At 61.6% G+C, this 23,527-nt stretch carries 18 protein-coding genes; 10 read left to right on the forward strand and 8 right to left on the reverse strand.

The window, feature by feature from the left end:
- Positions 1–145: 145 nt before the first annotated feature.
- A complete protein-coding gene (gene putA, locus HMCN_RS0111475) occupies positions 146–3,823 on the reverse strand; it encodes a trifunctional transcriptional regulator/proline dehydrogenase/L-glutamate gamma-semialdehyde dehydrogenase (RefSeq protein WP_025917530.1) in 3,678 nt (1,225 codons plus the stop codon).
- A 202-nt stretch (positions 3,824–4,025) separates the two neighbouring features.
- Between putA and HMCN_RS0111480 the strand changes: the two genes are divergently transcribed.
- Positions 4,026–4,484 carry an Lrp/AsnC ligand binding domain-containing protein gene (locus tag HMCN_RS0111480; protein WP_025917531.1) on the forward strand — a complete coding sequence of 153 codons (459 nt, stop codon included), beginning with the start codon at positions 4,026–4,028 and terminating at the stop codon, positions 4,482–4,484.
- 85 nt (positions 4,485–4,569) lie between these two features.
- Here HMCN_RS0111480 and HMCN_RS17655 read toward each other — a convergent pair whose 3' ends face one another.
- Positions 4,570–5,523, reverse strand: a complete 954-nt coding sequence (locus HMCN_RS17655; RefSeq protein WP_035626797.1) for a LysR family transcriptional regulator — start codon at positions 5,521–5,523, stop codon at positions 4,570–4,572.
- Positions 5,524–5,779: 256 nt separating this feature from the next.
- On the opposite strand from HMCN_RS17655, the gene HMCN_RS0111490 reads away from it, so the two are divergent.
- Positions 5,780–6,043 (forward strand): hypothetical protein, encoded by a 264-nt coding sequence (locus tag HMCN_RS0111490; protein ID WP_051566931.1) that lies wholly within the window; start codon positions 5,780–5,782, stop codon positions 6,041–6,043.
- Between the two features lie 22 nt (positions 6,044–6,065).
- Positions 6,066–6,503, forward strand: coding sequence for a DUF2798 domain-containing protein (locus HMCN_RS18330; RefSeq protein ID WP_025917533.1), 438 nt, complete (start codon positions 6,066–6,068; stop codon positions 6,501–6,503).
- Positions 6,504–6,644: 141 nt separating this feature from the next.
- Here the strand turns inward: HMCN_RS18330 and HMCN_RS0111500 are convergent, their stop codons facing one another.
- The 3 genes from HMCN_RS0111500 to HMCN_RS0111510 all read right to left on the reverse strand — a co-directional run bounded on the left by HMCN_RS0111500 (position 6,645) and on the right by HMCN_RS0111510 (position 12,254).
- On the reverse strand, positions 6,645–8,525 hold the full coding sequence (locus HMCN_RS0111500) for a phosphoenolpyruvate carboxykinase (GTP) (protein ID WP_025917534.1): 1,881 nt from the start codon (positions 8,523–8,525) through the stop codon (positions 6,645–6,647).
- 522 nt (positions 8,526–9,047) lie between these two features.
- Positions 9,048–10,538, reverse strand: coding sequence for an HDOD domain-containing protein (locus HMCN_RS17665; protein ID WP_035626800.1), 1,491 nt, complete (start codon positions 10,536–10,538; stop codon positions 9,048–9,050).
- A 27-nt stretch (positions 10,539–10,565) separates the two neighbouring features.
- Complete coding sequence (locus HMCN_RS0111510; RefSeq protein ID WP_238552126.1) at positions 10,566–12,254, reverse strand: bifunctional diguanylate cyclase/phosphodiesterase; 1,689 nt, start codon at positions 12,252–12,254, stop codon at positions 10,566–10,568.
- A gap of 190 nt (positions 12,255–12,444) precedes the next feature.
- Between HMCN_RS0111510 and HMCN_RS0111515 the strand changes: the two genes are divergently transcribed.
- From HMCN_RS0111515 to HMCN_RS0111530, 4 genes are read left to right on the forward strand one after another with little or no spacing between them, the layout of a single operon-like run.
- Positions 12,445–13,380, forward strand: coding sequence for a 4-hydroxyproline epimerase (locus HMCN_RS0111515; protein ID WP_025917536.1), 936 nt, complete (start codon positions 12,445–12,447; stop codon positions 13,378–13,380).
- 5 nt (positions 13,381–13,385) lie between these two features.
- On the forward strand, positions 13,386–14,534 hold the full coding sequence (locus tag HMCN_RS0111520) for an FAD-binding oxidoreductase (RefSeq protein ID WP_025917537.1): 1,149 nt from the start codon (positions 13,386–13,388) through the stop codon (positions 14,532–14,534).
- Positions 14,527–14,805: a (2Fe-2S)-binding protein gene (locus tag HMCN_RS0111525; protein ID WP_025917538.1), complete on the forward strand. Its 279-nt coding sequence runs from the start codon at positions 14,527–14,529 to the stop codon at positions 14,803–14,805. The genes HMCN_RS0111520 and HMCN_RS0111525 overlap by 8 nt, the downstream gene beginning before the upstream one ends.
- Positions 14,802–16,064 carry an FAD/NAD(P)-binding oxidoreductase gene (locus HMCN_RS0111530; protein WP_025917539.1) on the forward strand — a complete coding sequence of 421 codons (1,263 nt, stop codon included), beginning with the start codon at positions 14,802–14,804 and terminating at the stop codon, positions 16,062–16,064. Before HMCN_RS0111525 ends, HMCN_RS0111530 begins: the two co-directional genes overlap by 4 nt.
- Here the strand turns inward: HMCN_RS0111530 and HMCN_RS0111535 are convergent, their stop codons facing one another.
- From HMCN_RS0111535 to dapA, 3 genes are all read right to left on the reverse strand, one after another.
- On the reverse strand, positions 16,065–16,820 hold the full coding sequence (locus tag HMCN_RS0111535; RefSeq protein ID WP_035626805.1) for a helix-turn-helix domain-containing protein: 756 nt from the start codon (positions 16,818–16,820) through the stop codon (positions 16,065–16,067).
- Positions 16,821–17,026: 206 nt separating this feature from the next.
- Complete coding sequence (locus tag HMCN_RS0111540; RefSeq protein ID WP_025917541.1) at positions 17,027–18,508, reverse strand: aldehyde dehydrogenase; 1,482 nt, start codon at positions 18,506–18,508, stop codon at positions 17,027–17,029.
- 193 nt (positions 18,509–18,701) lie between these two features.
- Positions 18,702–19,586 carry a 4-hydroxy-tetrahydrodipicolinate synthase gene (gene dapA, locus HMCN_RS0111545; protein ID WP_025917542.1) on the reverse strand — a complete coding sequence of 295 codons (885 nt, stop codon included), beginning with the start codon at positions 19,584–19,586 and terminating at the stop codon, positions 18,702–18,704.
- A gap of 339 nt (positions 19,587–19,925) precedes the next feature.
- Between dapA and HMCN_RS0111550 the strand changes: the two genes are divergently transcribed.
- From HMCN_RS0111550 to gdhA, 3 genes are all read left to right on the forward strand, one after another.
- A complete protein-coding gene (locus HMCN_RS0111550) occupies positions 19,926–21,059 on the forward strand; it encodes a branched-chain amino acid ABC transporter substrate-binding protein (protein ID WP_025917543.1) in 1,134 nt (377 codons plus the stop codon).
- A gap of 107 nt (positions 21,060–21,166) precedes the next feature.
- Positions 21,167–21,850 carry a GntR family transcriptional regulator gene (locus HMCN_RS0111555; protein WP_025917544.1) on the forward strand — a complete coding sequence of 228 codons (684 nt, stop codon included), beginning with the start codon at positions 21,167–21,169 and terminating at the stop codon, positions 21,848–21,850.
- A gap of 318 nt (positions 21,851–22,168) precedes the next feature.
- Positions 22,169–23,521: an NADP-specific glutamate dehydrogenase gene (gene gdhA / locus HMCN_RS0111560; protein ID WP_025917545.1), complete on the forward strand. Its 1,353-nt coding sequence runs from the start codon at positions 22,169–22,171 to the stop codon at positions 23,519–23,521.
- Positions 23,522–23,527 lie beyond the last annotated feature (6 nt).

A 23,527-nucleotide genomic window follows, 5' to 3' on the forward strand; every position in this document is an offset into this window, starting at 1 on the left:
ACCTGCAATGACGGTATTTTTTAGCGCTTCCGATGTTTAGTTTTAAACTACTTGAAAAACCTGGATTCAAGGCGAAAAAAAGCCGCCGGATTGTATTTAATCCGGCGGCTTTTTTAAGCAAAAACTGTCTGAATCAGCCTGGCAATTACCCTTCCAGCGTCATCAGGCTGGCATTGCCGCCGGCAGCCGTGGTGTTGATGCAGAGCGCCCGTTCGGCCACCAGCCGCCATAAGGCAATCGCGCCGGTTTCAGTGGTTTCCACGCTCGGAATCAATGCGCCCTTGCGCGCAGCCAGCTGCGGCAGGATGGAGGCGATTTGCGCGCCATCCACCAGCGCTATTGCGATACCGGCATCCTGCGCCAGATTCTCGCTGATACGGATATGCTGGCGCACTTGCTTCGGCAGGCCGGACGGAATCAGGGTGGCGGATTGCGCCGCGACCACCACCGCATTGCCGGTGGCCAGCGCGGCCGCCATCTGGTTCAGCAAAGAACCGGCACCGGAGGCCGCGCACAGCACGCCGCCGCGCGGCGCAAAGCTCAGGGTGTTGCGCTCGCCGGTTGGCCCCGGCAGCACCAGGGTGGTGCCTAGCGGGGTGCCGTGGGCGTATTGCTCGCCGAGGGCGGCGATGCGTTCGTGGCCGTGGCTCTTGGCCCAGCTCAGCAGGTTTCTGAAGGCGTCTGCCGCCACCGTGGCGGCCGGTTCATGGATGGTATGAGCGCCTAGCGCGCCGTCCGGATTGCGCTGCAGGCGCTTGATGTACAACGGGCCGCCGGCTTTCGGGCCGGTGCCGGACTTGCCTTCGCCGCCGAACGGTTGCACGCCGACCACTGCGCCGACGATATTACGGTTCACGTAAATGTTGCCGACATGGGCCCGGCTGGCGATGAAGTCGATGGTTTCATCGATGCGCGAATGCACGCCCAGGGTCAGACCGTAGCCGGTGGCATTGATGGCATCGATCAGCTGCGGCAGTGCGCTGCGCTGGTAACGCAGTACGTGCAATACCGGCCCGAACACTTCGCGCTGCAATTCTGCCAAGGAGCCGATTTCGATAACGGTCGGCGCGACGAAGGTGCCGTGCTGGCATTCGGCCGGCAACGGCAATTGATAGAAATCCTTCGCGCTGGCCTGCATTTTTTCGATATGCGCCAGCAGGTTTTGCTGCGCTTCGGAATCGATTACCGGGCCGATGTCGGTTGCGAGCCGGTCTGGATTGCCGACGCGCAATTCCTGCATTGCGCCTTTTAGCATCGCAATCGTCTTGTCGGCGATATCGGCTTGCAGGCACAGCACGCGTAGCGCCGAACAGCGCTGGCCGGCGCTATCGAAGGCCGATGCGATCGCATCCTGCACCACCTGTTCCGGCAGCGACGAGGAATCGACGATCAGCGCATTCTGGCCGCCGGTTTCGGCGATCAGCGGAATATCGCAGGATTCGGCCACCGAGCGCTGCGCCAGCGTGCGGTTGATGATCTGCGCCACTTCGGTGGAGCCGGTAAAGATTACGCCGCGGCTGCGCGCATCCGAAGTCAGCGCGGCGCCGACGGTTTCGCCGCGGCCCGGCAGGAATTGCAATGCTCCACGTGGAACACCGGCTTCATGCAGCAACTGCACTGCGCGCTGGGCGATCAGCGGCGTTTGCTCGGCCGGCTTGGCCAGCACCACGTTGCCGGCGGCCAAGGCGGCGCTGACTTCGCCGACGAAGATTGCAAGAGGGAAATTCCAGGGGCTGATGCAGACCACCGGCCCCAGCGCCAGGTTGTTGACGCCGGAGGCAACTTGGGCGCCGTAATAGCGCAGGAAATCGACTGCTTCGCGCACTTCGGCAATCGCGTTCGGCAGCGATTTGCCGGCTTCGCGGATCGCCAGCGCCATCAGTTCCAGGTGATGGGTTTCCAGCAGGTCGGCAGCGCGCCACAGTATCGCGGCACGCTGCGACGGCGGCGTGGTCTGCCAGTCCAGCGCAAACGCGCTGGCTGCGGCCAGCGCTGTTTCGACGTCAACGCCGTTGGCTTCGATCACGTTGCCGACGGTGTCGCGATGGTCGGCCGGATTCAGGATCGGCTGCGTTTGCGTTGCGGTAACCGCGCCGGCCAGCAGCGGCGCGGCCTGCCATTGATGCCGGCCGAACTGGCCGAGTGCTGCGCCGATCTCGCGCAGCGCGTTCTCGTTGCTGAAATCGACCCCGGCGGAATTCCTGCGCTCGAAGCCGAACAGGTCCAGCGGCAACACGATATTCGGATGGGCCGCGCCCGCCAATTGTTTCGACAGCGCCAGCGGATCGGTAATCAGCGAGTCGATCGATACGTTTTCATCCACGATCTGGTTGACGAACGACGAGTTTGCGCCGTTTTCCAGCAGGCGGCGCACCAGATACGCGAGCAGGGTTTCGTGCGAACCGACCGGCGCGTAGATGCGGCACGGCTTGTCCAGGTTGTCCTTGCCGACCACCTGGTCGTACAGGGTTTCGCCCATGCCGTGCAGGCACTGGAATTCGTAATCGGTGACGTTCTGTTCTTGGGCCCAGGTGTAGATGGTCGACAGCGACAGCGCATTGTGGGTGGCGAATTGCGGATAAATCACGTCGGTCGCCGCCAGCAGGCGCTGCGCGCAGGCCAGGTACGAGACATCGGTGTACACCTTGCGGGTATACACCGGGTAGCCGTTCATGCCGTCGACCTGGGCGCGCTTGATTTCGGCATCCCAGTACGCGCCCTTGACCAGCCGTACCATGAACTTGCGGCCGCTGCGGCGCGCCAGATCGACCAGGTAATCGATGGCGAACGGGCAGCGCTTCTGGTACGCCTGCACCACGAAGCCGAGGCCGTCGAAACCGGCCAGGTCGGGGTCAAACGCCAGCGCTTCCATCAGGTCCAGCGACAGTTCCAGCCGGTCGGCTTCCTCGGCGTCGATATTCAGGCCGATATCGTATTGCTTGGCCAGCAGCAGCAGGCTTTTCAGGCGCGGCAGCAGTTCGGTCATGGTGCGCTCGCGCTGGGCGCGCGCATAGCGCGGATGCAGCGCCGACAGCTTGACCGAGATGCCGGGGCCGTCCTTGATGCCGCGCCCGTTCGAGGCGCGGCCGATCGCGTGGATCGCGGTTTCGTAGGAGGCGTAATAATTGGCGGCGTCTTTTGCGGTCAGCGCCGCTTCGCCCAGCATGTCGTAGGAATAGCGGTAGCCGCGCTTTTCGTTGTCGCGGCCGTTCTTCAGCGCTTCATCGATGGTCTGGCCGGTGACGAACTGGTTGCCCAGCATGCGCATCGCCAGATCGACGCCCTTGCGGATCAGCGGCTCGCCGCCCTTGGTGATCAGCTTGGTCAGGGCCGAACCGAGGCCCTGCTCGCTGCTGGTGCCGACCAGCTTGCCGGTCACCAGCAAGCCCCAGGTGGCGGCATTGACGAACAGCGACGGCGATTCGCCCAGATGGCGGCGCCAGTCGCCCTTGCTGATCTTGTCGGCGATCAGGCGGTCGGCGGTCTGGCTGTCGGGAATCCGCAACAGCGCTTCGGCCAGGCACATCAGCGCCACGCCCTCTTCCGACGACAGAGAGAACTCATGCATCAGCGCATCCACGCCGGAGGCGCGGGTGCGCTTCTCGCGCACCGATTGCACCAGCGTGCGCGCCAGCGCCTGCACTTTGGCCTGGGTCGCGTCGCTGATGTTGATTTGCGACAGCAGCCATTGCACCGCGACGCTTTCGTCCTTGCGGTAGGCGGCGGTGATGGCGGAACGCAGCGGACTCGGGTCGCGCAGGATTTCATTTTGCAACGCGGCAAACGGTGCGGCATTGGCAGCGGAAGTGATGGCAGGAGTCATGTTCTGGCGCAATCAAAGAAGGAAAATGGAAAAGCCGCCAGTTGCTCGTGACAGTGGCGGAATATGATTTGATTGTAGGAGGGATTGATGCGCATTAATTCCGGTAATTGCAGGCGCTATCAAAATTTTCTATTTGATGGGAAAATTACACCGAATATTATTTATATACCGATATATACCTATAAGACAGCTACGGACACTCATGCTCGACAAGATCAGTAAAAGAATCCTATCGGAACTGCAAAACGATGGCCGCATCAGCAATGTCGAACTGGCGACGCGCGTCAACCTGTCGCCGGCGGCCTGCCTGGAGCGGGTGCGCAAGCTGCAGGAAACCGGTTACATCCTCGGCTATACCGCGCAACTCAATCCCGAATTGCTCGATGTGGCGTTGCTGGTATTCATTGAAGTGGTGCTGGACCGCACCACGCCGGACGTGTTCGACGCCTTCAAGCGCGGGGTGCAGGTGATACCGGAAGTGCAGGAATGCCACATGGTGGCCGGCGGCTTCGATTACCTGGTCAAGGCGCGCGTCAAGGACATGAATGCCTACCGCGAATTCCTCGGCAAATCGCTGTTGCAGCTCAAGGGCGTGCGCGAAACGCATACCTATGCAGTCATGGAGGAAGTCAAGAACTCCACCAAGCTCCCTATTAAATAACGACAGTATTTTATTGCATCGCACTAAATAAGAGCAGGTATGCAATGATTTTAATGCATACCTGGTCCTAGTATAGGATCTGTTGTTATTTCAGTTTGCCGTAATCGAATTCATGCCGGCTCATGGTGGACAAATGTTCGCGCAGCCATTTGTGCGCCAGATTGCGCGCATCGCGTTCGTGCCACAGCATGTCGACGTGCACATCCGGGGTTTCGAACGGCAGCTCCTTGTGGATCAGTTCGTCGCCCATGCCGGTCGATACGATCAGGTGGCGCGGCAGCACCGTGATCAGGTCGGAATTGGCAACGATCCGGCCGGCCGTGAAGAACTGGTTTACCGTCAGCAAGATATGCCGTTCGCGCCCCAGTTTGGTCAGCGCTTCATCCACCAGGCCATGCGCGCGGCCGGAAAAGCTGACCAGCAAATGGTTGGCCGCACAGTAAGCGTCCAGCGTCAGTTCGGCTTTTGCCAGCGGATGGTCGCGCCGCATCACGCCGACGTATTTGCCGGAATACAGGCGCTGGTGCAGGATCGGCGAATCGCCGCCCTGCCCGCCTTCCATTTGCGCCACCACGCCGGGGAAAAATCCCACCGCCAGGTCGATGTCGCCGCGCATCAGCATCGGGCGCGGCTCGCGCGTGGTTAGCGGCACCATGCGCGCTTCCAGGCCGGGCGCCTCGCGCTCGAACGAGCGCACCAGCGACGGCAGCCACAGCGCGGCGGTCGAATCGGCCATCGCCATGTGGAAGGTCTGATGCGCGGTCTTGACGTCGAATGCTTCCGGAATCAGCGCCGCTTCCAGATCCGACAACGCGCGCCGCACTGCCGGCCACAGCGCTTCGGCGCGCGGGGTCGGCTTGACGCCGTACGCGGTGCGAATCAGCAAATCGTCGCCGACGGTATCGCGCAGGCGTTTGAGGGCATTCGATACCGCCGGTTGCGTGACCGACAGGCGGTTGGCGGCGCGGGTCAGGTTCTGTTCGGACATCACCGCATCGAAAACGCGCAACAAATTCAGGTCCAGAGAGAGAAAGCGCATGGTTTTTCCAAATCTACATAAGAAAATTGGTGCCAGAGAAAAAATCCGGCGCCGGTATCAGGTCAACCCACCTGTGATTAACCGTTATCCGGTCGCGGCAGCGTTTCTATTATTATTAAATTAATATATAAACAAGCGTTTAAATATTCACAATAAGTATAACTGTTATGGGAATTTGAAATTTGATTTATATATTGCAGTGCAATATAGTTTGATGCAAGGAAATAATCTTATATACGTTGATTCGGAGTGCCTGATGTCCATGCTGTCGATTTCCTCCGCTTTGCAAGCTGCGCTCGGCTTCGGTTTGCTGGCCGCTTTTGCAACCATTTTCAGGCCCTTGCTGACCGGTACTTACCGGGCGCTGAAACTGGCGGTCAAGCCCGGCATGAGCAGGGAGCAGCGGCTGGCACGCGCTTATTCCCGCAATGCGATGGTCTTGCATTCGATGACCAGTTCCGGGGATGACCTGTCGCCTAACCTGGTGGCTGAATTGCGCGCCCTTTCAGACCGCAGCTGATTCCAATACGGAAATAACCATCATGATGAACACCAGCAGCAACCACCTGATGCCCGCCGCAGCGTACTACCTCGGCTGCACGCCGGTTGCGACCTATCCAGCCAGGCGCCGTGCGCTGCGGCGTTCGAACAGTCTGGCATCGATGTTGCCATCGTTATTGATGACGGGTTTGGCTACTCTGGTAATGGCGGCGGTCCTGCGTCTGGTCTGGATTGGCTTTTCCCCCGATTTTTATGCGGCATGGATGGAAGCCTGGCTGACTTCCTGGCCGATAGTATTTCCGTTTGCGTATTTGCTGGGTGCGCCGGTTTCCCGTCTGGCTGCGCTGCTTGCGGCGCCGGCGGCTCTCGAAGCCGGCCGCGATGCCAGTTTGTCGCTGGCACAAATTGCCGAGGCGTCGGCCAGCGCCACTGCGATAAACGGTCTTTCCGTGCAACGTCAGCCGCATCCCGCTATGTGATCGCGCAGCCCGCCAACGAATGTCTCCTCCACCCCTTTAGGGATGGTTCAAACCCCCATCGGCACTGCCTGACGGGGTTTTTTTTTATTTCCAGGAGTGCGCAATATCGGCCGCTGACGCGACCGCACTGCGCCAGGCGGCTCAGGCCGACAGTCCTTTTTCCAGCGCTACGCGATTTGCATCCAGTTCCGGCGGCAAATGGTGCTGCAATTTTTCGAACAGTTCCGCATGCAGCTTGAGCTCCTCCAGCCAGGCATTCCTGTCGATCGAGATGATGGTATCAAACTGGGCCTGGGTGAAATCGAGGCCGTCCCATTCCAGATCGGAAAATTGCGGGCTGATGCCGAAGATGTGCTCGATGCCGCTGCTGGCGCTATCCCTGTTCTCGATGCGGTCCAGCATCCATTTCAGCACGCGCATGTTGTCGCCGAAGCCGGGCCAGACAAATTTGCCGTCGGCATCGGTGCGGAACCAGTTGACGCAGTAAATGTTCGGCAATTGCGCAGACGATGCGGCGATTTTCTTGCCCATATCGAGCCAGTGCTGGAAGTAGTCGCTGACGTTGTAACCGGTAAACGGCAGCATCGCGAACGGGTCGCGCCGCACCACGCCCATTTGCCCGACTGCGGCGGCAGTGGTTTCGGAGCCCATGGTGGCCGCCATGTACACGCCTTCGACCCAGTTGCGCGCCTCGGTTACCAGCGGCACCGTGGTGGAGCGGCGGCCGCCGAAGATGAAGGCGGAAATCGGCACTCCGGCCGGATCGTCCCAGGCCGCATCGATGACCGGATTTTGTGTCGCGGCGACGGTGAAACGCGAGTTCGGATGCGCGGCCTTGGCGCCGGTTTCCTTGGCGATGGCCGGCGTCCAGTCGCGGCCCTGCCAGTCGATCAGGTGCGCCGGCGCTTCCTTGCTCAAGCCTTCCCACCAGACATCGCCATCGTCGGTCAGCGCGACGTTGGTGAAAATGGTGTTCTCGCGCATCGACGCCATGCAGTTGAAGTTGGTCTTCTCGTTGGTGCCGGGCGCCACGCCGAAATAGCCGGCTTCCGGATTGATCGCGTACAGGCGGACATCGCCAGTTTTTTCGTCAACCTGCGGCTTGATCCAGGCGATATCGTCGCCGATGGTGGTGACTTTCCAGCCCTTGAAACTGGCCGGCGGTATCAGCATCGCGAAGTTGGTCTTGCCGCAGGCCGACGGAAACGCCGCCGCCACATAATGCTTGTTGCCTGTCGGCGATTCGACGCCGAGGATCAGCATGTGTTCGGCCAGCCAGCCCTGGTCGCGGCCCATGGTGGAGGCGATGCGCAGCGCAAAGCATTTCTTGCCCAGCAGCGCGTTGCCGCCGTAGCCGGAACCGTACGACCAGATTTCGCGGCTTTCCGGGAAGTGGACGATGTATTTGGTCTTGTTGCAGGGCCAGGCCACATCTTGCTGGCCGGCCGCCAACGGGGCGCCGACGCTGTGCACGCAAGGCACGAACGCGCCATCGGTACCGAGTACGTCATACACCGCGCGGCCCATGCGGGTCATGATGCGCATGTTGACCACCACATACGGAGAATCGGTCAGTTCGACACCGATATGGGCGATCGGCGAACCCAGCGGGCCCATCGAGAACGGCACCACATACATGGTGCGGCCCTGCATGCAGCCATCGAACAGGCCGGACAGCGTGGTGCGCATCTCGGCCGGCGCCATCCAGTTGTTGGTCGGCCCCGCATCGTCCTTGTTGGCCGAGCAAATGAAGGTGCGGTCTTCCACCCGCGCCACATCGGACGGATCGGAACAGGCCAGGAAACTGTTCGGGCGCTTGGCCGGATTCAGTTTTTTCATGGTGCCGGCGGCGACCATGGCGGCGCACAAGCGGTCATATTCTTCTTGCGAGCCGTCGCACCAGACGATCTCGGCCGGCTTGGTCAGGGCAGCGACTTCGGCCACCCAGTTGATGAGTTTTTGCTGTTGCACAAAGGCCGGTGCATTGATTGCAGCCACGCCTTTCATGGTGGGTTGATTCATGAAAAATTCTCCAAAGGGTAAATAGAATTATTGCCGCGTTTCAGCGCATTCATGGTGTCGTCAGCTTGTGGCTTGCGTCGGGCCTATGGGCAACCGCGCTCCGACTACCGTGCGAAGAAGGCCGCCGGTGCGGCCATCAAACCCGCGAAATGAAATAATATCCGGGCTGGCGGAACTCACTGTGTGAAGTGAATGCAGAAACAATTTTCTGATTTTACACTCCGGCATCCGCCATCTCAACGAAAATGGCGTAAACGCCAATAAATAGGCAGGATATTGCAGCGGGCTATTGCCCGTCTTCGATGATCGTCAGGATGGTGCGCACACGCGCCGCGCCCCGCAGCGCGGTTCTGTTCTGATCTCGGCGGTTTTATTTAAAATGGCGGGTATAGCTGTCTTATCGGTTTTATCGCTTATATTCACTGCGGATACAAAATATACTGTCATTAGTATGAAATCAATATCAAGTCCTGGCAGACTTTTACATGCTCTTTTTTTGCGCAGAAATGTACGAGTGCAACATCATGCCCTGAGCTGCTTTGCCCGACTTTCGATCGATTTTCCTATCATCATGCGCAATTCATTCAGGGCTATGATATCGATCGGGTCGAGCCGGTAGCGTGCCAGCGATTCATCCCAATCGGCATAAATGAAGCCGATCGGCTGCTGGTTTGCGGTCAGCGGCAAAACGATGAAACTGCGGGCAGTGGGCAGCGCTTCTTTCCACCACTGCGGCAGCTTATTGGCGAAATTCGGCGCTTTGGTGTTTTCGATAAAAGTGATTTTGTCGTGTGCCAGCGCCGCATGGAATACATCGGGCTGATAGATTTTGCTGAATTCCAGGCGGGCCAGCATTTCCTGCACGCCGTCGCCGAAACCGAGCCGGGCACAATATTTGGTATGGTCGGTGCTGCGCAGAAAAGAGATCGCGCGGCTGAAACCCAAGCCGCGATAAATGATTTCGAGCGCCATTGCCACCATTTGCGCGCTATTTGCAGTGGTCAAAACGCCGCGCAGATCGGCCACGCCGGCGCTCAGCAGCGTCGCCGCATCGGCCGGCTTGCCCCAGGCAGCGGCGTTGCCGCCGCTGCCTGGGGCGCGTTTCAGGGATTTTCCTGTGCTTACGAACAGTGGATCGTCGTTGGTGCTTTTGCGGACGGTTTCGACTGCGGCCATGACTTTCGTAACGTCCAGTCCCAGCATGCCGGCATAGCCGTCGACCATCTGTGCCAGCGCAGCCGGCGCCGACGGGCTGTCGCTGCAGAGTATCTGCGCGCAGCCGGACGACATGGTCGATAGCGCAGCCAGCCGATCGCGGTGCTCGACGGGGTCGCCCGATGGTTTGGGCAAGATATCTTGCATGGAGCTGATCAGCGATTCCGGCAAACCCCAGTGCTGCGCAATCCGGCGGCCCAGTTCGTCGAACTGCGCGCCGAGCACCTCGTCGACCATCCGCGTCTCGTCCTGTCCTGCGGCAGCGCGGCGCAGCTGCAGTTTTGACCACAGATCGGGCAGGTAAAACACCGTCATCATGCGGCCCAGCGAGTGCAGTATCGAGCACACGACCGCTTCCTCGACATTGCCGGTTGTGGCCGATGCCGCCAGTTGGCGCCCGATATACCCGGCCAATACCGCTTTTTCCATCTCGCCGCGCGCCTCTTCGGAATTTGAAGAGGCTGCCGAAAGGTCGTCGATCAGCTTCAATCCCAGTGCCAGGTGGCCGATCGATTCGATCCCGAGCACCATGATCGCCTTCGAAACGGTATTGATTTTCCTGCCGAAGGCCGAATACATCGCGCTATTGGCGAGCCGCAAGACGCGCTGGGTCAGGGCCGGATCGGACAGCACGGTTCTGGTCATGCAGAATTCGCGGTCTTCTTCGCCGCGCATGGCCCGCACGATGGCATTGACGACCTTGGAGAAACCCGGCAGATCGCCGCGTTCCCGCACCCGCAGCCATAGCAATTCCAGCGTCTGTTCGAGATTGCCCGGCGTCGTAGTGGAGATACTCATTGATTCGGTTCTTTACGGGTGATTCAGTCAGGCTTGCGCCTGCAGGAGGTCGATTGCGGTTGCCGGGTCCAGCGGTCGCCCGGTATAAAAACCCTGAATCAGGCCGCAGCCCTGGGCCGCAATAAAATCGAGCTGCTGCCGGGTTTCGACGCCTTCGGCCACGGTCGACAGATTCAGGTGGCTGGCCAGGCTGATGATGGCACTGCAGATGGCGGCATCCTTGGGCGATGTCAGTACATCCTTGATGAACGCGCGGTCGATCTTCAGCACCGAGATCGGAAACCGCTTCAGATATGCCAGCGACGAGTAGCCGGTGCCGAAATCGTCGATCGCGATGCGCACCCCGCGCGCACGTATCGATGTCAGCAGGTTTTCCGCGAGTTCGGGGTCGGACATCAGGATGCCTTCGGTAATTTCCAGCAGTAGCTGGCTGCCATCCAGCCCGGACAGATCCAGTGCGTCGTCCAGCCGCTGCAGGAACAGGTCGTTCCTGAATTGCCTCGGACTGACATTGACGGCAACATACAGCGGCCGCCTGGCGGCTTTTTCGAACTGCCGGATCTGGATGCAGGCGGTTTTCAGCGCCCAGGCGCCGAGCAGGTTGATCAGGCCGTTGTTTTCCGCCATCGGGATGAAGCGCACCGGCGGCACCAGCCCCAGTTCCGGATGCTGCCAGCGCATCAAGGCTTCGAAACCGACGATCTGGCGCGTGTTTGCATCAACGATAGGCTGGTAATGCAGCAGGAACTCGCCATTTTTGACCGCCTCGAACATGGCCGCTTCCAGCGTCACGTCGTGCGGTGGTCGATTGAATTTTTCCTGATCGTAAATGATGCAGCGCGCCTTGCCGGTTTCCTTGGCGCAATACAGCGCGGTTTCGGCGTGCGCCAGCAGTTGCGCTTCGGTTTCGCCATGCTGTGGATAACATGCGGCGCCGACCGAGGCGCTGACGTAAAGCAGGCGGTCCTGGATTTCAAAAGGCCGCTGCAGCGCCGATATCATGCTGCGCGCCAGCGAATAGATTTCGGCCGGGGCGACCAGGTTCGGCAGCATGACTGCGAACTGGTTGCCGTCGGTCCGCGCCAGCATGTCGCCCGGGTGCAAAACTGCATGCAGGCGCTGGGCGGCAATGCATAACAAGGCGTCGCCGGCGGTGTATCCGAGGGCGTCGTTGACTTTCTTGAAACCGTCGAGGTCCAGCACCATCAGGGTAAAGCCGCTAGCGTCACGATGCGCTTCCATGATCGCTGCCTGCAGGCGGTCGGATGCCAGCGAGCGGTTCGGCAAACCGGTCAATGCGTCGTGGGTGGATATGTGGCGCAAGCGTTCTTCGCTGGCTTTCTGCAATGAAATGTCGTGGCCTATTACCAGCATTTCGGGTTCCAGTTGCGGGTTCAGGTATGCCAGCAGTTGCAACTCGAACCAGAATACTCCGGCATCTGTGTGGATATGCACCTTGATCTGAGCAGGCTGGCGCGACTGCAGCGTTTGCGCGATGGTCGCGGCCAGCGCAGCGCGGTCCGGCTCCGGCACGAATTCGGTCAGGAAATGGCCGCTAATAACATTGATCGCGGAGATCAATATCAGCGCACGCGTGCTGGCCGACAGAATGATGCCATTGGCGTCCAGCCGAAACACCGCATCGCCGGCAGCTTCCGTGAGGATATCAAGCTGTGACTTGAGCGCCACTGCATTGCCGAGCGGGGAGGATTGCAAAATAACCTTGTTTATACGAATAGGAAATATGGATGTTACGGCACAGAAATAAAAAAGGTCAAGAACAGGCTGTCTTTGCGACCCGATTTGGCCTGATGATCGCCCAGGATGTGACCAATATGCGCAATTCGTCATGGTATTGCACATTTTCAGGCAAGACTGCAGGCTGGCAACGCGCTAATCTGGAGTCATGAAAAAAATATCCATCATCGATTCCCACACCGGCGGCGAACCCACCCGCCTGGTGCTGGCAGGCGGCCCCGAACTCGGAGCCGGTCCCTTGGCCGAGCGTCTGCAGCGCTTCCAGCGCGAGCACGACCGCTTGCGCTCGGCCGTGGTGTGCGAGCCGCGCGGCTCCGACGTGCTGGTCGGCGCCCTGTTGTGCGAGCCGCACGCCTCCGGCTGCGCGGCCGGCGTGATCTTCTTCAATAACGTCGGCTATCTCGGCATGTGCGGCCACGGCATGATCGGTTTCATCGTCTCGCTGGCATACCTGGGGCGGATCCAGTCCGGCCGGCACCGGATCGACACTCCGGTCGGCGTGGTTGATGCCGAACTGCACGCCGACGGTAGCGTCACCGTGCACAACGTCCCCGCCCGCCGGGCGCGGACGGCGCTGGCGCTCGAAGTCGAGGGGCATGGCCGCGTGGTCGGCGACGTGGCCTGGGGCGGCAACTGGTTCTTCCTGGTCAGTGCGCACGGCTTGCAGCTGGCGCCGCAGAACATCGAGGCGCTGACCGATTTTTCTTGGCGCGTACGGCAAGCGCTGGAGCGCGCCGGCATCACCGGCGACGACGGCGCGGCGATCGATCACATCGAACTGTTCGCGCCGTCGCCAACGCCCGGCATCGACAGCCGCAACTTCGTGCTGTGCCCGGGCAAGGCTTACGACCGCTCGCCGTGCGGCACCGGCACCAGCGCCAAGGTGGCCTGCCTGGCAGCCGACGGCAAGCTGGCCGAAGGTGACATCTGGCACCAGGAAAGCATCATCGGCAGCGTGTTCGACGCCAGCTACCGGCTTGAAAACGGCCGGATCCTGCCCAGCATCCGCGGCCGCGCGTATGTGAATGCCGAAGCCACGCTGCTGCTGGACGACCGCGACCCGTTTGCCTGGGGCATCCGTTGAACGCATTGAATTGCCGCCCGGATGCGCTGGTGATCGGCGCCGGCATTGTCGGCGCCGCCTGCGCGGCCGAACTGGCGGCCTGCGGCCTGACGGTGACCATCGTCGAGCGCCATGTGGTCGGCGGCGGCGCCACCGCAGCCGGCATGGGCCATCTGGTGGTGATGGACGACAATCCGGCCGAACTGGCGCTGACCCGTTATTCGCTCGAACTGTGGCGCGAATTCGTCGCCGGCCGAAAGCAGCAGAACGAATACAGCCCGTGCGGCACGCTCTGGATCGCCGCCGACGCCGAGGAAATGGCGGCCGCCGCCGCCAAGCAGGCGACCCTGGCCACGCACGGCATCGGCTGCGAACTGCTGGATGCCGCCGCGCTGTACCGCCTTGAGCCGCACCTGCGCCCCGGCTTGGCCGGCGGCTTGCGGGTGGCCGGCGACGCCATCGTGTATCCGCCCAAAAGCGCCGCGCTGCTGCTGGCACAGGCGCAGCAGCGCGGCGCGCAATTGCTGAGCGATGACGTGCTGGCGATTGATGCGCAGGGCGTGACACTGGCCAGCGGCGGGCGCATCGACGCCGGCCTGGTGCTGGTCGCCAACGGCGTGGCCTGCGCGCAATTGCTGCCGGAGCTGCCGATCCAGCCGAAGAAGGGCCATGTCGTCGTCACCGAGCGCTATCCGGACTTTATCCGCCATCAGCTGGTCGAGCTGGGCTACATCAAGAGCGCCCATGCAGGCAGCGGCGATTCGGTTGCGTTCAATTTGCAACCGCGCCCGACCGGACAGCTGCTGATCGGCTCCTCGCGCCAGTTCGACCGCAGCGATACGACGCTCGATCTGCCGATGGTCAGCCGCATGCTGGCGCACGCCGCGCAGTTCGTGCCGCAGCTGGCGCAGCTGAAGGCGATCCGCTGCTGGAGCGGCGTGCGCGCCGCCAGCCCGGACGGCCTGCCGCTGCTCGGGCCGCACCCCGGGTTGCAGCCGAACCGCACGAACGTCTGGCTGGCGGTCGGCCACGAAGGCCTCGGCATCACCACCGCGCTGGCCAGCGCCAGGCTGCTGGCGGCGCAGATCACGGCGCAAGCGGCCGCGATCGACATCCTGCCCTATCTGCCGGCGCGCTTTCCCGCAATCATTGACACGGCCCCCGCCCATGCCTGACGCCATCGCCCCTGAAACCATTACCCTGTTCATCAACGACCGCCCGCTGACGGTGGCGGCCGGCACCAGCGTGGCTGCAGCGATTGCCATCGGCGGCAATCCGGTGACGCGGCTGTCGGTCACCGGCATGCCGCGCGCACCGCTGTGCGGCATGGGCATCTGCCAGGAATGCCGCGTCACCATCGACGGCCAGCCGCACCAGCTGGCCTGCCAGACGCCGTGCGCGCCGCAGATGCAGGTCTGGACCGCGCCGTACAAGGAAATCACATGAAGCAGCAGTTCGAGATCGTGATCATCGGCGCCGGCCCGGCCGGCCTGGCTGCGGCCCATGCTGTCGCCGCCAGCGGCGCGGCCATTGCCGTGATCGACGACAATCCGCACGCAGGCGGCCAGATCTGGCGCGGCGGCCCGCAGCACAGCAGCGACGCCCGCGCCGCGCAACTCTGGTCGGCTTTGAGCCAGGCAAACAATGTGCGGTTTTTCAACGGCGCCAAGGTGCTGCTGCCATCGGCTCCCGGCGCGCTGCTGGTGGAAACTCCGGACGCCGCCTTCACGCTGGGCTACCGCAAGCTGATCCTGGCCACTGGCGCACGCGAACGGCTGCTGCCGTTTCCCGGCTGGACCCTGCCCGGCGTGACCGGCGCCGGCGGCATCCAGGCGCTGGCCAAGGGCGGTTACCCGGTGGCCGGCAAGCGCATCGTGGTGGCCGGCTCCGGCCCGCTGCTGCTGGCGGTTGCCGCGACACTGAAACAGCGCGGCGCGCAGGTGCTTGCGATAGTCGAGCAGGCGCCGTTGCATCAGGTGGCACGCTTCGCGCTGGCGCTGCCGGCCACCCCGGCCAAGCTGTTGCAGGCGCTGCGCCTGCGTGCCGAACTGGCCGGGATTCCGTACCACATGCACAGCCATGTGCTGCGCGCCGAAGGCGACGAACATTTGACGCAGGTGCTGTTGCAGATCGGCGCCAAGCAGCAGAGCATCGCCTGCGATTACCTCGCCTGCGGTTTCGGCCTGCTGCCGAATACCGAAACCGCCGGCGCACTCGGCTGCACGATCGCCGATGGTGCGGTACAGGTCGACCGTTGGCAGCAGACCTCGGTGGCGGATGTGTATTGCGCCGGCGAAGGCACCGGCATCGGCGGCGTCGATCTGGCGCTGGCCGAAGGCCGCATCGCCGGCCTAGCGGCGGTCGGCGATCTGGCGCAGGCGGCGCGGCATGTCGCCGGGCGCCGGCGCTGGCAGGGCTTTGCCGCCCGGCTGGCCAGGGCTTTCGCATTGCGCGAGGAACTGCGCCAGCTGGCCGATCCGGACACCATCGTCTGCCGCTGCGAGGATGTCCGGCATCGCGACTTGCAGCAGCATGCGAGCTGGCGCAGCGCCAAGCTGCACACCCGCTGCGGCATGGGGCCGTGCCAGGGCCGCATCTGCGGCGGCGCGACCGATTTCCTGTACGGCTGGAGCCAGGATTCGGTGCGGGTTCCGCTGACGCCGGCGCGCATTGGCAGCCTGATTGCCGCCGACAGTCAAGAGTAATTATTCTTTATGCATCGCGCGGTATGCACTCGGCGTCATGCCGACCGTGGCCTTGAACTGGCGCGTGAACGCGCTGTGATCCTGGTAGCCGCAGGCCAGCGCGATCTCGGTCACGCTGCCGGCGCCGGATGCATCGGCCAGCATTTTTGAGGCGGCATCGAGGCGCGCCTTGATGATCATCTGGCGCGGCGTCAGGCTGAAAATCCTGTGGAAGTAGCGCTCGATTTGGGCTGTCGACAGGCCCGTGATGCGCGCCAGATCGGCCAGCCCGATCGCCTGCCCGTAATGGGCATGGATGAAGTGCGCGGCGGCCGCGATGCGGCCGTAGACCGGATGCGCGTGGTCCGGCATCGCCAGGTCGCGCGAAATGCCGGCCAGGCCGACGATGTTGCCCGCTTTGTCGCGCAGCGCGACCTTGTGGGTCAGGCACCAGCCGGGATCGCGGTCCGGATACAGGTGCAGCTCCAGCTGATCGCGGATCTCGCGCCCCTCCAGCAGCACCTGCCGGTCCTGTTCCTGATAGCGGCTGCCGAGCGCGCCGGGGAATGCCTGCGCGGCAGTGCGGCCGAGCAGCGCCGCTTTCTGCTTCAGGCCGCAGCGCCGCACCAGCGTTTGATTGACCACCAGGTAGCGGCCCTGCGCATCCTTGACGAAAAACACCACATCCGGCAGCGCATCGAACAGAGGTTCGGCAAAAAACACGTTATCGATGTGCAGCGACAGCAGTTGCCGCGTCGCTTCGGGATCTGGATGCATGGAGTTGCCTGCGTTTTGAAGTGGGCCTGATTCTAGCAACAGACCGCGTATTGCATATACTCCACATTAAATTTTAAAAACATGGCAGTTTCAGCACGTTTTCATTGTGATAAATAAATATACATAATCGAGTATGTTTATTGCAAAAACGGGGAGCAAGCGCGCTGGCGCCTGGTCCCCGTTTGCAGTGCCATGCGGCCGTTTTTTTAGTTGACGTACCAGATGGTCTTGGTCTGCTGGTATTGCTCGAACGCTTCCATGCCGTTGTCGCGCCCGCCGAAGCCGGATTGCTTGTAGCCGCCGAACGGGGTCGTGATGTCGCCTTCGGAGAAGCCGTTGATCGACACGGTGCCGGCGCGCAGCGCCCCGGCTACCCGCTGCGCCCGCTTGACGTCGCGGGTGTAGAGCGACGCCGCCAGGCCGTATGCGCTGTCGTTGGCCAGCGCGATCGCTTCGGCTTCGGTCTCGAAAGTGCTGACTGCCAGGATCGGGCCGAACACTTCTTCGCGGAACAGCCGCATGTCCGGCGTGACCGCATCGAAGATGGTCGGCTCGACGTACCAGCCGCTGCCCAGTTCGCTGTGGATGCGCCCGCCGTGCACCAGCGTCGCGCCCTCCGCTGCCGCGCTGTCCAGAAAACCCCTGACCTTGTCGAAGTGGGCTTGTTCCACCAGCGGGCCGATCTGCACCGACGGATCGGTCGGCAAGCCGACTTTCCAGCCGGCCAGCGCGGTTTTCAGCTTGGCCAGCAACGCATCCTTGATGCTGCTGTGGACGATCAGGCGCGAGCCGCAGCTGCAGTTTTCGCCCATGTTCCAGAACGCCGCCGCCAGCACATGGCTGATGATCTCGTCCAACGGCGTGTCCTCGAACACCAGCTGCGGGCTCTTGCCGCCGCATTCCAGCACGATTTCCTTCAGGTTGCTTTCGGCCGAGTATTTCAGGAACATGCGCCCGACTTCGGTCGAGCCGGTAAACGACACCATGTCGACATCCGGATGGCGCCCGAGCGGCTCGCCGACCGCTTCGCCCAGGCCGGTGACCAGCGTCAGCGCGCCTGCCGGAATGCCGGCCTGATGCGCCAGCTGCGTCATCCGGTAGGCGCTCAGCGATGTCAGCTCGGCCGGCTTGACCACCACCGAGTTGCCGGCGGCCAGCGCCGGCGCGACTTTCCATGCATACATCTGGGCTGGGAAGTTCCACGGCAACACTGCGCCGACCACGCCGATCGGCTCCTTGACGATCAGGCCCAGCGCGCCGGGCCCGGTCGGCGCGATGCGGCCGAAGCACTTGTCGATCGCTTCCGCATACCAGCTGAAGGTGTCGAGCGTGGCCGGCAGGTCGGTATTGATGCATTCGGTGATCGGCTTGCCGGCGTCGATGCAGTCCAGCGCGGCCAGTTCCTCCGCGTGCTGGTGCAGCAGCGCGATCCACGCGTACATCGCTTTCTTGCGCTCGGCCGGCGGCCGTTGCGACCATTCTCCGGCTTCGAAGCAGCGCCGCGCGGCTGTCACCGCCGCATCGATGTCGGCGCTGCTGCCGGCGGCGATCTGGCCGATCACGCTATTGTCGATTGGGGTCGTGTTGTCGAGCCGCGCGCGCGCTTCCGGATGGCCCGGGATCAGGTGCCCGGCCCACAACTGGCCTGCGCGCGCCTGGGCAAATATGGTTTCCTTGCTGACGGTCATGGCATTTCCTTATTGATTCGGCAGGATGAAGTCTTGATTTCATCCTGCTCCGTTCTCACCCTCTCCCGCATGCGGGAGAGGGCCGGGGGTGAAGCTGGGGTTTCAGATGGCATGCCATCTGCCGACAGAACGGTATCCGCTTGCAAGCGGATACGCGCACTGCAAGTGAGGGGATGCGGCTCGCCGCATCTCCTTAGCGTTTGGCTTGATCGAACTGGTCCACCAGCGCATTGAAAGCTTGCGCATCGGCGGCGCACAGCGGCAACAGCGGCTGGCGCACCGCGCCGACATCGATGCCGTGGCGGCGGCAGCCGAGCTTGGCTTTCTGGTTGTAGTCGCCGGATTCCATTGCCTGAATCACTGGCAGCATCGCGCTCATCTGGGCCTTGACCAGCTCCCAGTCGCCGGCGTCGGCGGCCTTGATCATCGCCGCCTGCTCGCCCGGGAATACATTGGCGCCGCCGCTGATCCAGCCGCGCACGCCCCAGAACAGGAAGTCCGCCGCCTGGTCGTCGCAACCGCAAATCACGTCGAAATTGGGCAAATCGGCCTTGATCAATGCCAACGCGCGGCTGAAGTTGCCGCTGCTTTCCTTGATGCCGATGATCTTCGGCAATTTGCTCAGTTCGACCACTGCATCGAAGCCGATTTCAACCCCGATCCGGGCCGGGAAGTTGTACATGATGATCGGCAACGCGCTGGCCTCGGCCACCGTGCGGAAATGCGCCACCACCTCGGCCTGGCTAGGCAGGCTGTATGCGGGCGCCGACAGCATCAGCGCATCAAAACCGAGTGCGGCCGCCTGCTGCGCGCGCTCGATCGCGCCCTGGGTCGACAGCGCGTTGGCGCCGGCCACCAGCGCGGTGCGGCCCCGGCCGACTTGCGCCACGCAGCTCAGCACCTGCTGGCGCTCTTCTTCGCTCAACGCGTAATACTCGCCGGTGGTGCCGCAGGCGACGATGCCGGCCACCCCTTGCTCGATGCAGCGCTCGACCAGTTTCCTGAGGGCGTCGAGGTCAACCTTGTTGTCGGCATCGAACGGGGTGACTATGGGAACGAAAACACCGTGGGTTTGCATGGAAATCTCCTGGTAAGGAATGGGTAATGAGAGCGGCCACGCGGGCCGGCATGGCTTGCTTGCGAGCGGCTAATATAACACTTTAAAATGATTTGGATATATTGTAAATATATTAGCGAGGTGCTATTCTGGCTTGGCGAAACTGTCTGAGGCCCGGACTCGATGCGGGTTGCAAGCGTATTGCACTGCAAGTTGATGATGTGCGCGGCATAAGGTATAAGTGAGCGTCCATGCATCAATTCAATGGCTGAAACAAGAAGCGGCGCAGACCGCACGTATGGCAAGTCTGGCAAGTCAATCGGGCAAAACCCGTTTTTCACTTTTTATGAGGATGACAACATGCAATTCATACCAAAAATGTTTCCAATTGCTGGCGCAATCGCATTGGCTTTGGCCGGTAGCGCTTACGCGCAGGAGCAGGTAGTCAAGATCGGGGTAACCGGCCCGCTCTCTGGCGCCAATGCCTTTGCCGGCAAGGACAATGAAAACGGAGTGCGGCTGGCGGTGGAAGAATTGAATGCCAAGAAACTGACCATCGGCGGCAAGCAGATCAAGTTCGAACTGTTGTCGGAAGACGATCAGTGCGACCCGAAAGCCGGCGTCAACGTCGCGCAAAAATTTGTCGATAGCGGCGTCAAGTTTGTGATGGGGCCGTATTGTTCCGGGGTGGCGATTCCTGCCTCGCGCGTGTATAGCGAAGCCGGCGTCATGATGTCGACTGTGGGCACCAATCCGAAGGTCACGCAGAGCGGTTACAAGGATCTGTACCGCATCATCGCCAGCGATTCGCAAGTCGGCTCCAGCATGGCGGTGTATGCGGCCAATGTATTGAAGGCCAAGACCGTCGGCGTGATCGACGACCGCACCGCTTTCGGCCAGGGGCTGGCGGAAGAATTCATCAAGGTCGCCAAGAAATCCGGCCTGAAGGTTCTCGGGCAGGAATTCACCACCGACAAGGCGACCGACTTTAACTCGATTCTGACCAGTTTGAAGGCCAAGAAAGTCGATGTGATCTTCTTCGGCGGTTATGCACCGCAAGGCGCGCCGATGGCACGTCAGATGAAGCAGCTCGGCATGAACGTCAAGCTGATGGGCGGCGATACCTTGTGCAGCCCGGAAATGGGCAAGCTCGGCGGCGATGCAGTGGGAGAAAACGTGCTGTGCGCGCAAGGCGGCACCATCCTGGACAAGGTGGCCAATGGCCCGGCCTTCAAGGAAAAATACAAGAAGCGCTACAACCAGAACCCCGATGTGTATGCGGCGTCGTTTTACGATCAGCTGATGTTCATCGGCGAAGCGATGCAAAAGGCAAAATCGGTTGATCCGGTCAAAGTCGGCGATGAATTGTACAAAATGTCGTACAAAGGCGTGGCCGGCACCTATTCCTACGATGACAAGGGCAACATGAAACAGTCGCCGGTGACCGTCTACACCTTCAAAAATGGGGTGCCGGTTCCGCTGGCCAGCTATTAATCTGAAGCAAATGTAACTGCCTGAAAGTAAAGAATGGAGCAGCGCCAAGTGCTCCATTCTTTTTTGTGGGCGCAATGCCATAAAATTTCTTAAAAGCAGCAGATGCAATGACAGCAGCAGACTCAGCAACAAATTCAAGCAGCAAGCCGGCCGCGCCCAAGCAGCGCGCCGCCGATGTCGCCTACGACATGCTGGAAAGCATGATCGTCACCCTGCAGCTGAAGCCGGGCACGCCGATTGTCGAAGCCGAGCTGGTGGAGGCGACCGGCCTCGGGCGCACGCCGCTGCGCGAGGCGCTGATGCGGATGTCGACCAACGGCTTGATCGTGCAGCTGCCGCGGCGCGGCCTGATCGTCAGCGACATCGAGCTGGCCGAGCATTTGACCCTGATCGAAACCCGCCGTGCGCTGGAGCGCCTGATCGCCGCCAGCGCCGCCCGGCGCGCCACGCCGCAGCAGCGCAAGGAGATCCTGAGCTATGCGAAGAAAATGGTCGCCGCCGCCAGGAAAAACGACTTGCAAGCCTATATGCAGGCCGACCAGGGGCTCGACCATGTCAGCCACCAGGCCTGCCGCAATCCGTCGGCGGTGGCGGCGGTGATCCCGCAAGTGATCAAATGCCGCCGCTTCTGGTACGCGTTCCAGCACGAGGGCGACATCGATGCCGCCGCCAAATGCCACATGTTGCTGGCTACGGCAATCGCCAACGGCGACCCCGAGGCCGCCATCAGCGGCGCCGAAGCCCTGATGGATTATCTGGACCTGTTTGCGCGCAAGGTCATCGACAACTGAGCGCCGGCTTTTTCAGAAAAATACTGCAGACCGTATTTTTATAAGTCGCAGGTTTTTCATGCGGCAAATCATGCATTATTTGCCATACTCCAGACAAATTTCATTTGAGTGGTTTCCGGGCTGACGGCCGGCCTGAATTAGCGCTAGGTATATGGGCGTGCGCTACCATAAAATTTTAGGCTGACAGCATCACGCAGTCTTGCGCTATCCCATCACAAGCGGGGTGGCCGCAGCCAGCCGATCGGGTTGGCTGGGGGCAGACGCCAACACGGATTCATTTCTGTAGCACTCTTTCCACCTTCTTACTGGAGAAGTATCTTGCCCTACGTCGCAGACACCATCGCAAAACTCAAGCGCACCGGCCCGGCCGAAATCGAGTACTACCAGGCGGTCGAAGAAGTCCTGATGTCGCTGCGTCCGTTGCTGGATAAGGATGCCAAATACAAGAAGCACAACATCATCGACCGCATCGTCGAGCCGGAACGCCAGATCATGTTCCGCGTCGCGTGGATCGACGACAAGGGCCAGGTACAAGTCAACAAGGGCTACCGGATCGAATTCAATTCGGCGCTGGGGCCGTACAAGGGCGGCATCCGCCTGCACCCGAGCGTGTATGCGGGGATCATCAAGTTCCTCGGCTTCGAGCAGATTTTCAAGAACGCGCTGACCGGACTGGCGATCGGCGGCGCCAAGGGCGGCAGCGACTTCGATCCGAAGGGCAAGTCGGATAACGAAATCATGCGCTTTTGCCAGTCGTTCATGAACGAGCTGTACCGCCACATCGGCCCCACCACCGACATCCCGGCCGGCGACATCGGCGTCGGCGCGCGCGAAATCGGTTACATGTTCGGCCAGTACAAGCGCCTCACCGGCCGCTACGACGGCGTGTTCACCGGCAAGAAGATCAACTGGGGCGGTTCGCTGGCGCGCAAGGAAGCAACCGGTTACGGCGCCGTGTATTTCGCCCAGAACATGCTGGCCGCCATCGGCCAGACGCTGGAAGGCAAGACCTGCGTGGTGTCGGGCGCCGGCAATGTCGCCATCTACACGGTCGAAAAGCTGCAGCAGGTCGGCGCCACGCCGGTCACCGTTAGCGATTCGCGCGGCATGATCCATCATCCGCAAGGCATCAACCTGGCAACCTTGAAGCAGCTCAAGGAAGTCGAAGGCGCGTCGCTCTCCGAGTATGCGCAGCGCCATCCGGAGGCCCGCTACACCGCCGCAGCCGACTATCCGGCCGGTCGCAATCCGATCTGGTCGGTGCGGTGCGACGCCGCGTTCCCGAGCGCCACGCAAAACGAGCTGAACGAAGCCGATGCAGTCGCGCTGCTGAAAAACGGTTGCAGCTGCATTTCCGAAGGCGCCAACATGCCGTCGACCCAGGGCGCAATCGACAAGTTCCTGGCTGCCGGCATCAGCTACGGCCCGGGCAAGGCAGCCAACGCCGGCGGCGTGGCCACCAGCCAGCTGGAAATGGCGCAAAACGCCAGCATGCAGCAATGGACTTTCGAGGAAGTCGACAGCCGCCTGCACGCGATCATGAACAACATCTACCAGACTGTCAGCAGCACTGCCGCCGAGTTCGGCCAGGCCGGCAATCTGGTGCTGGGCGCGAATATCGCCGGTTTCCGCAAGGTGGCCGACGCGATGATCGATCAGGGCGTGGTGTAAGTATTA

The sequence above is a fragment of the Herminiimonas sp. CN genome (assembly GCF_000622895.1).
In the GTDB taxonomy this organism is placed as follows: domain Bacteria; phylum Pseudomonadota; class Gammaproteobacteria; order Burkholderiales; family Burkholderiaceae_D; genus AVCC01.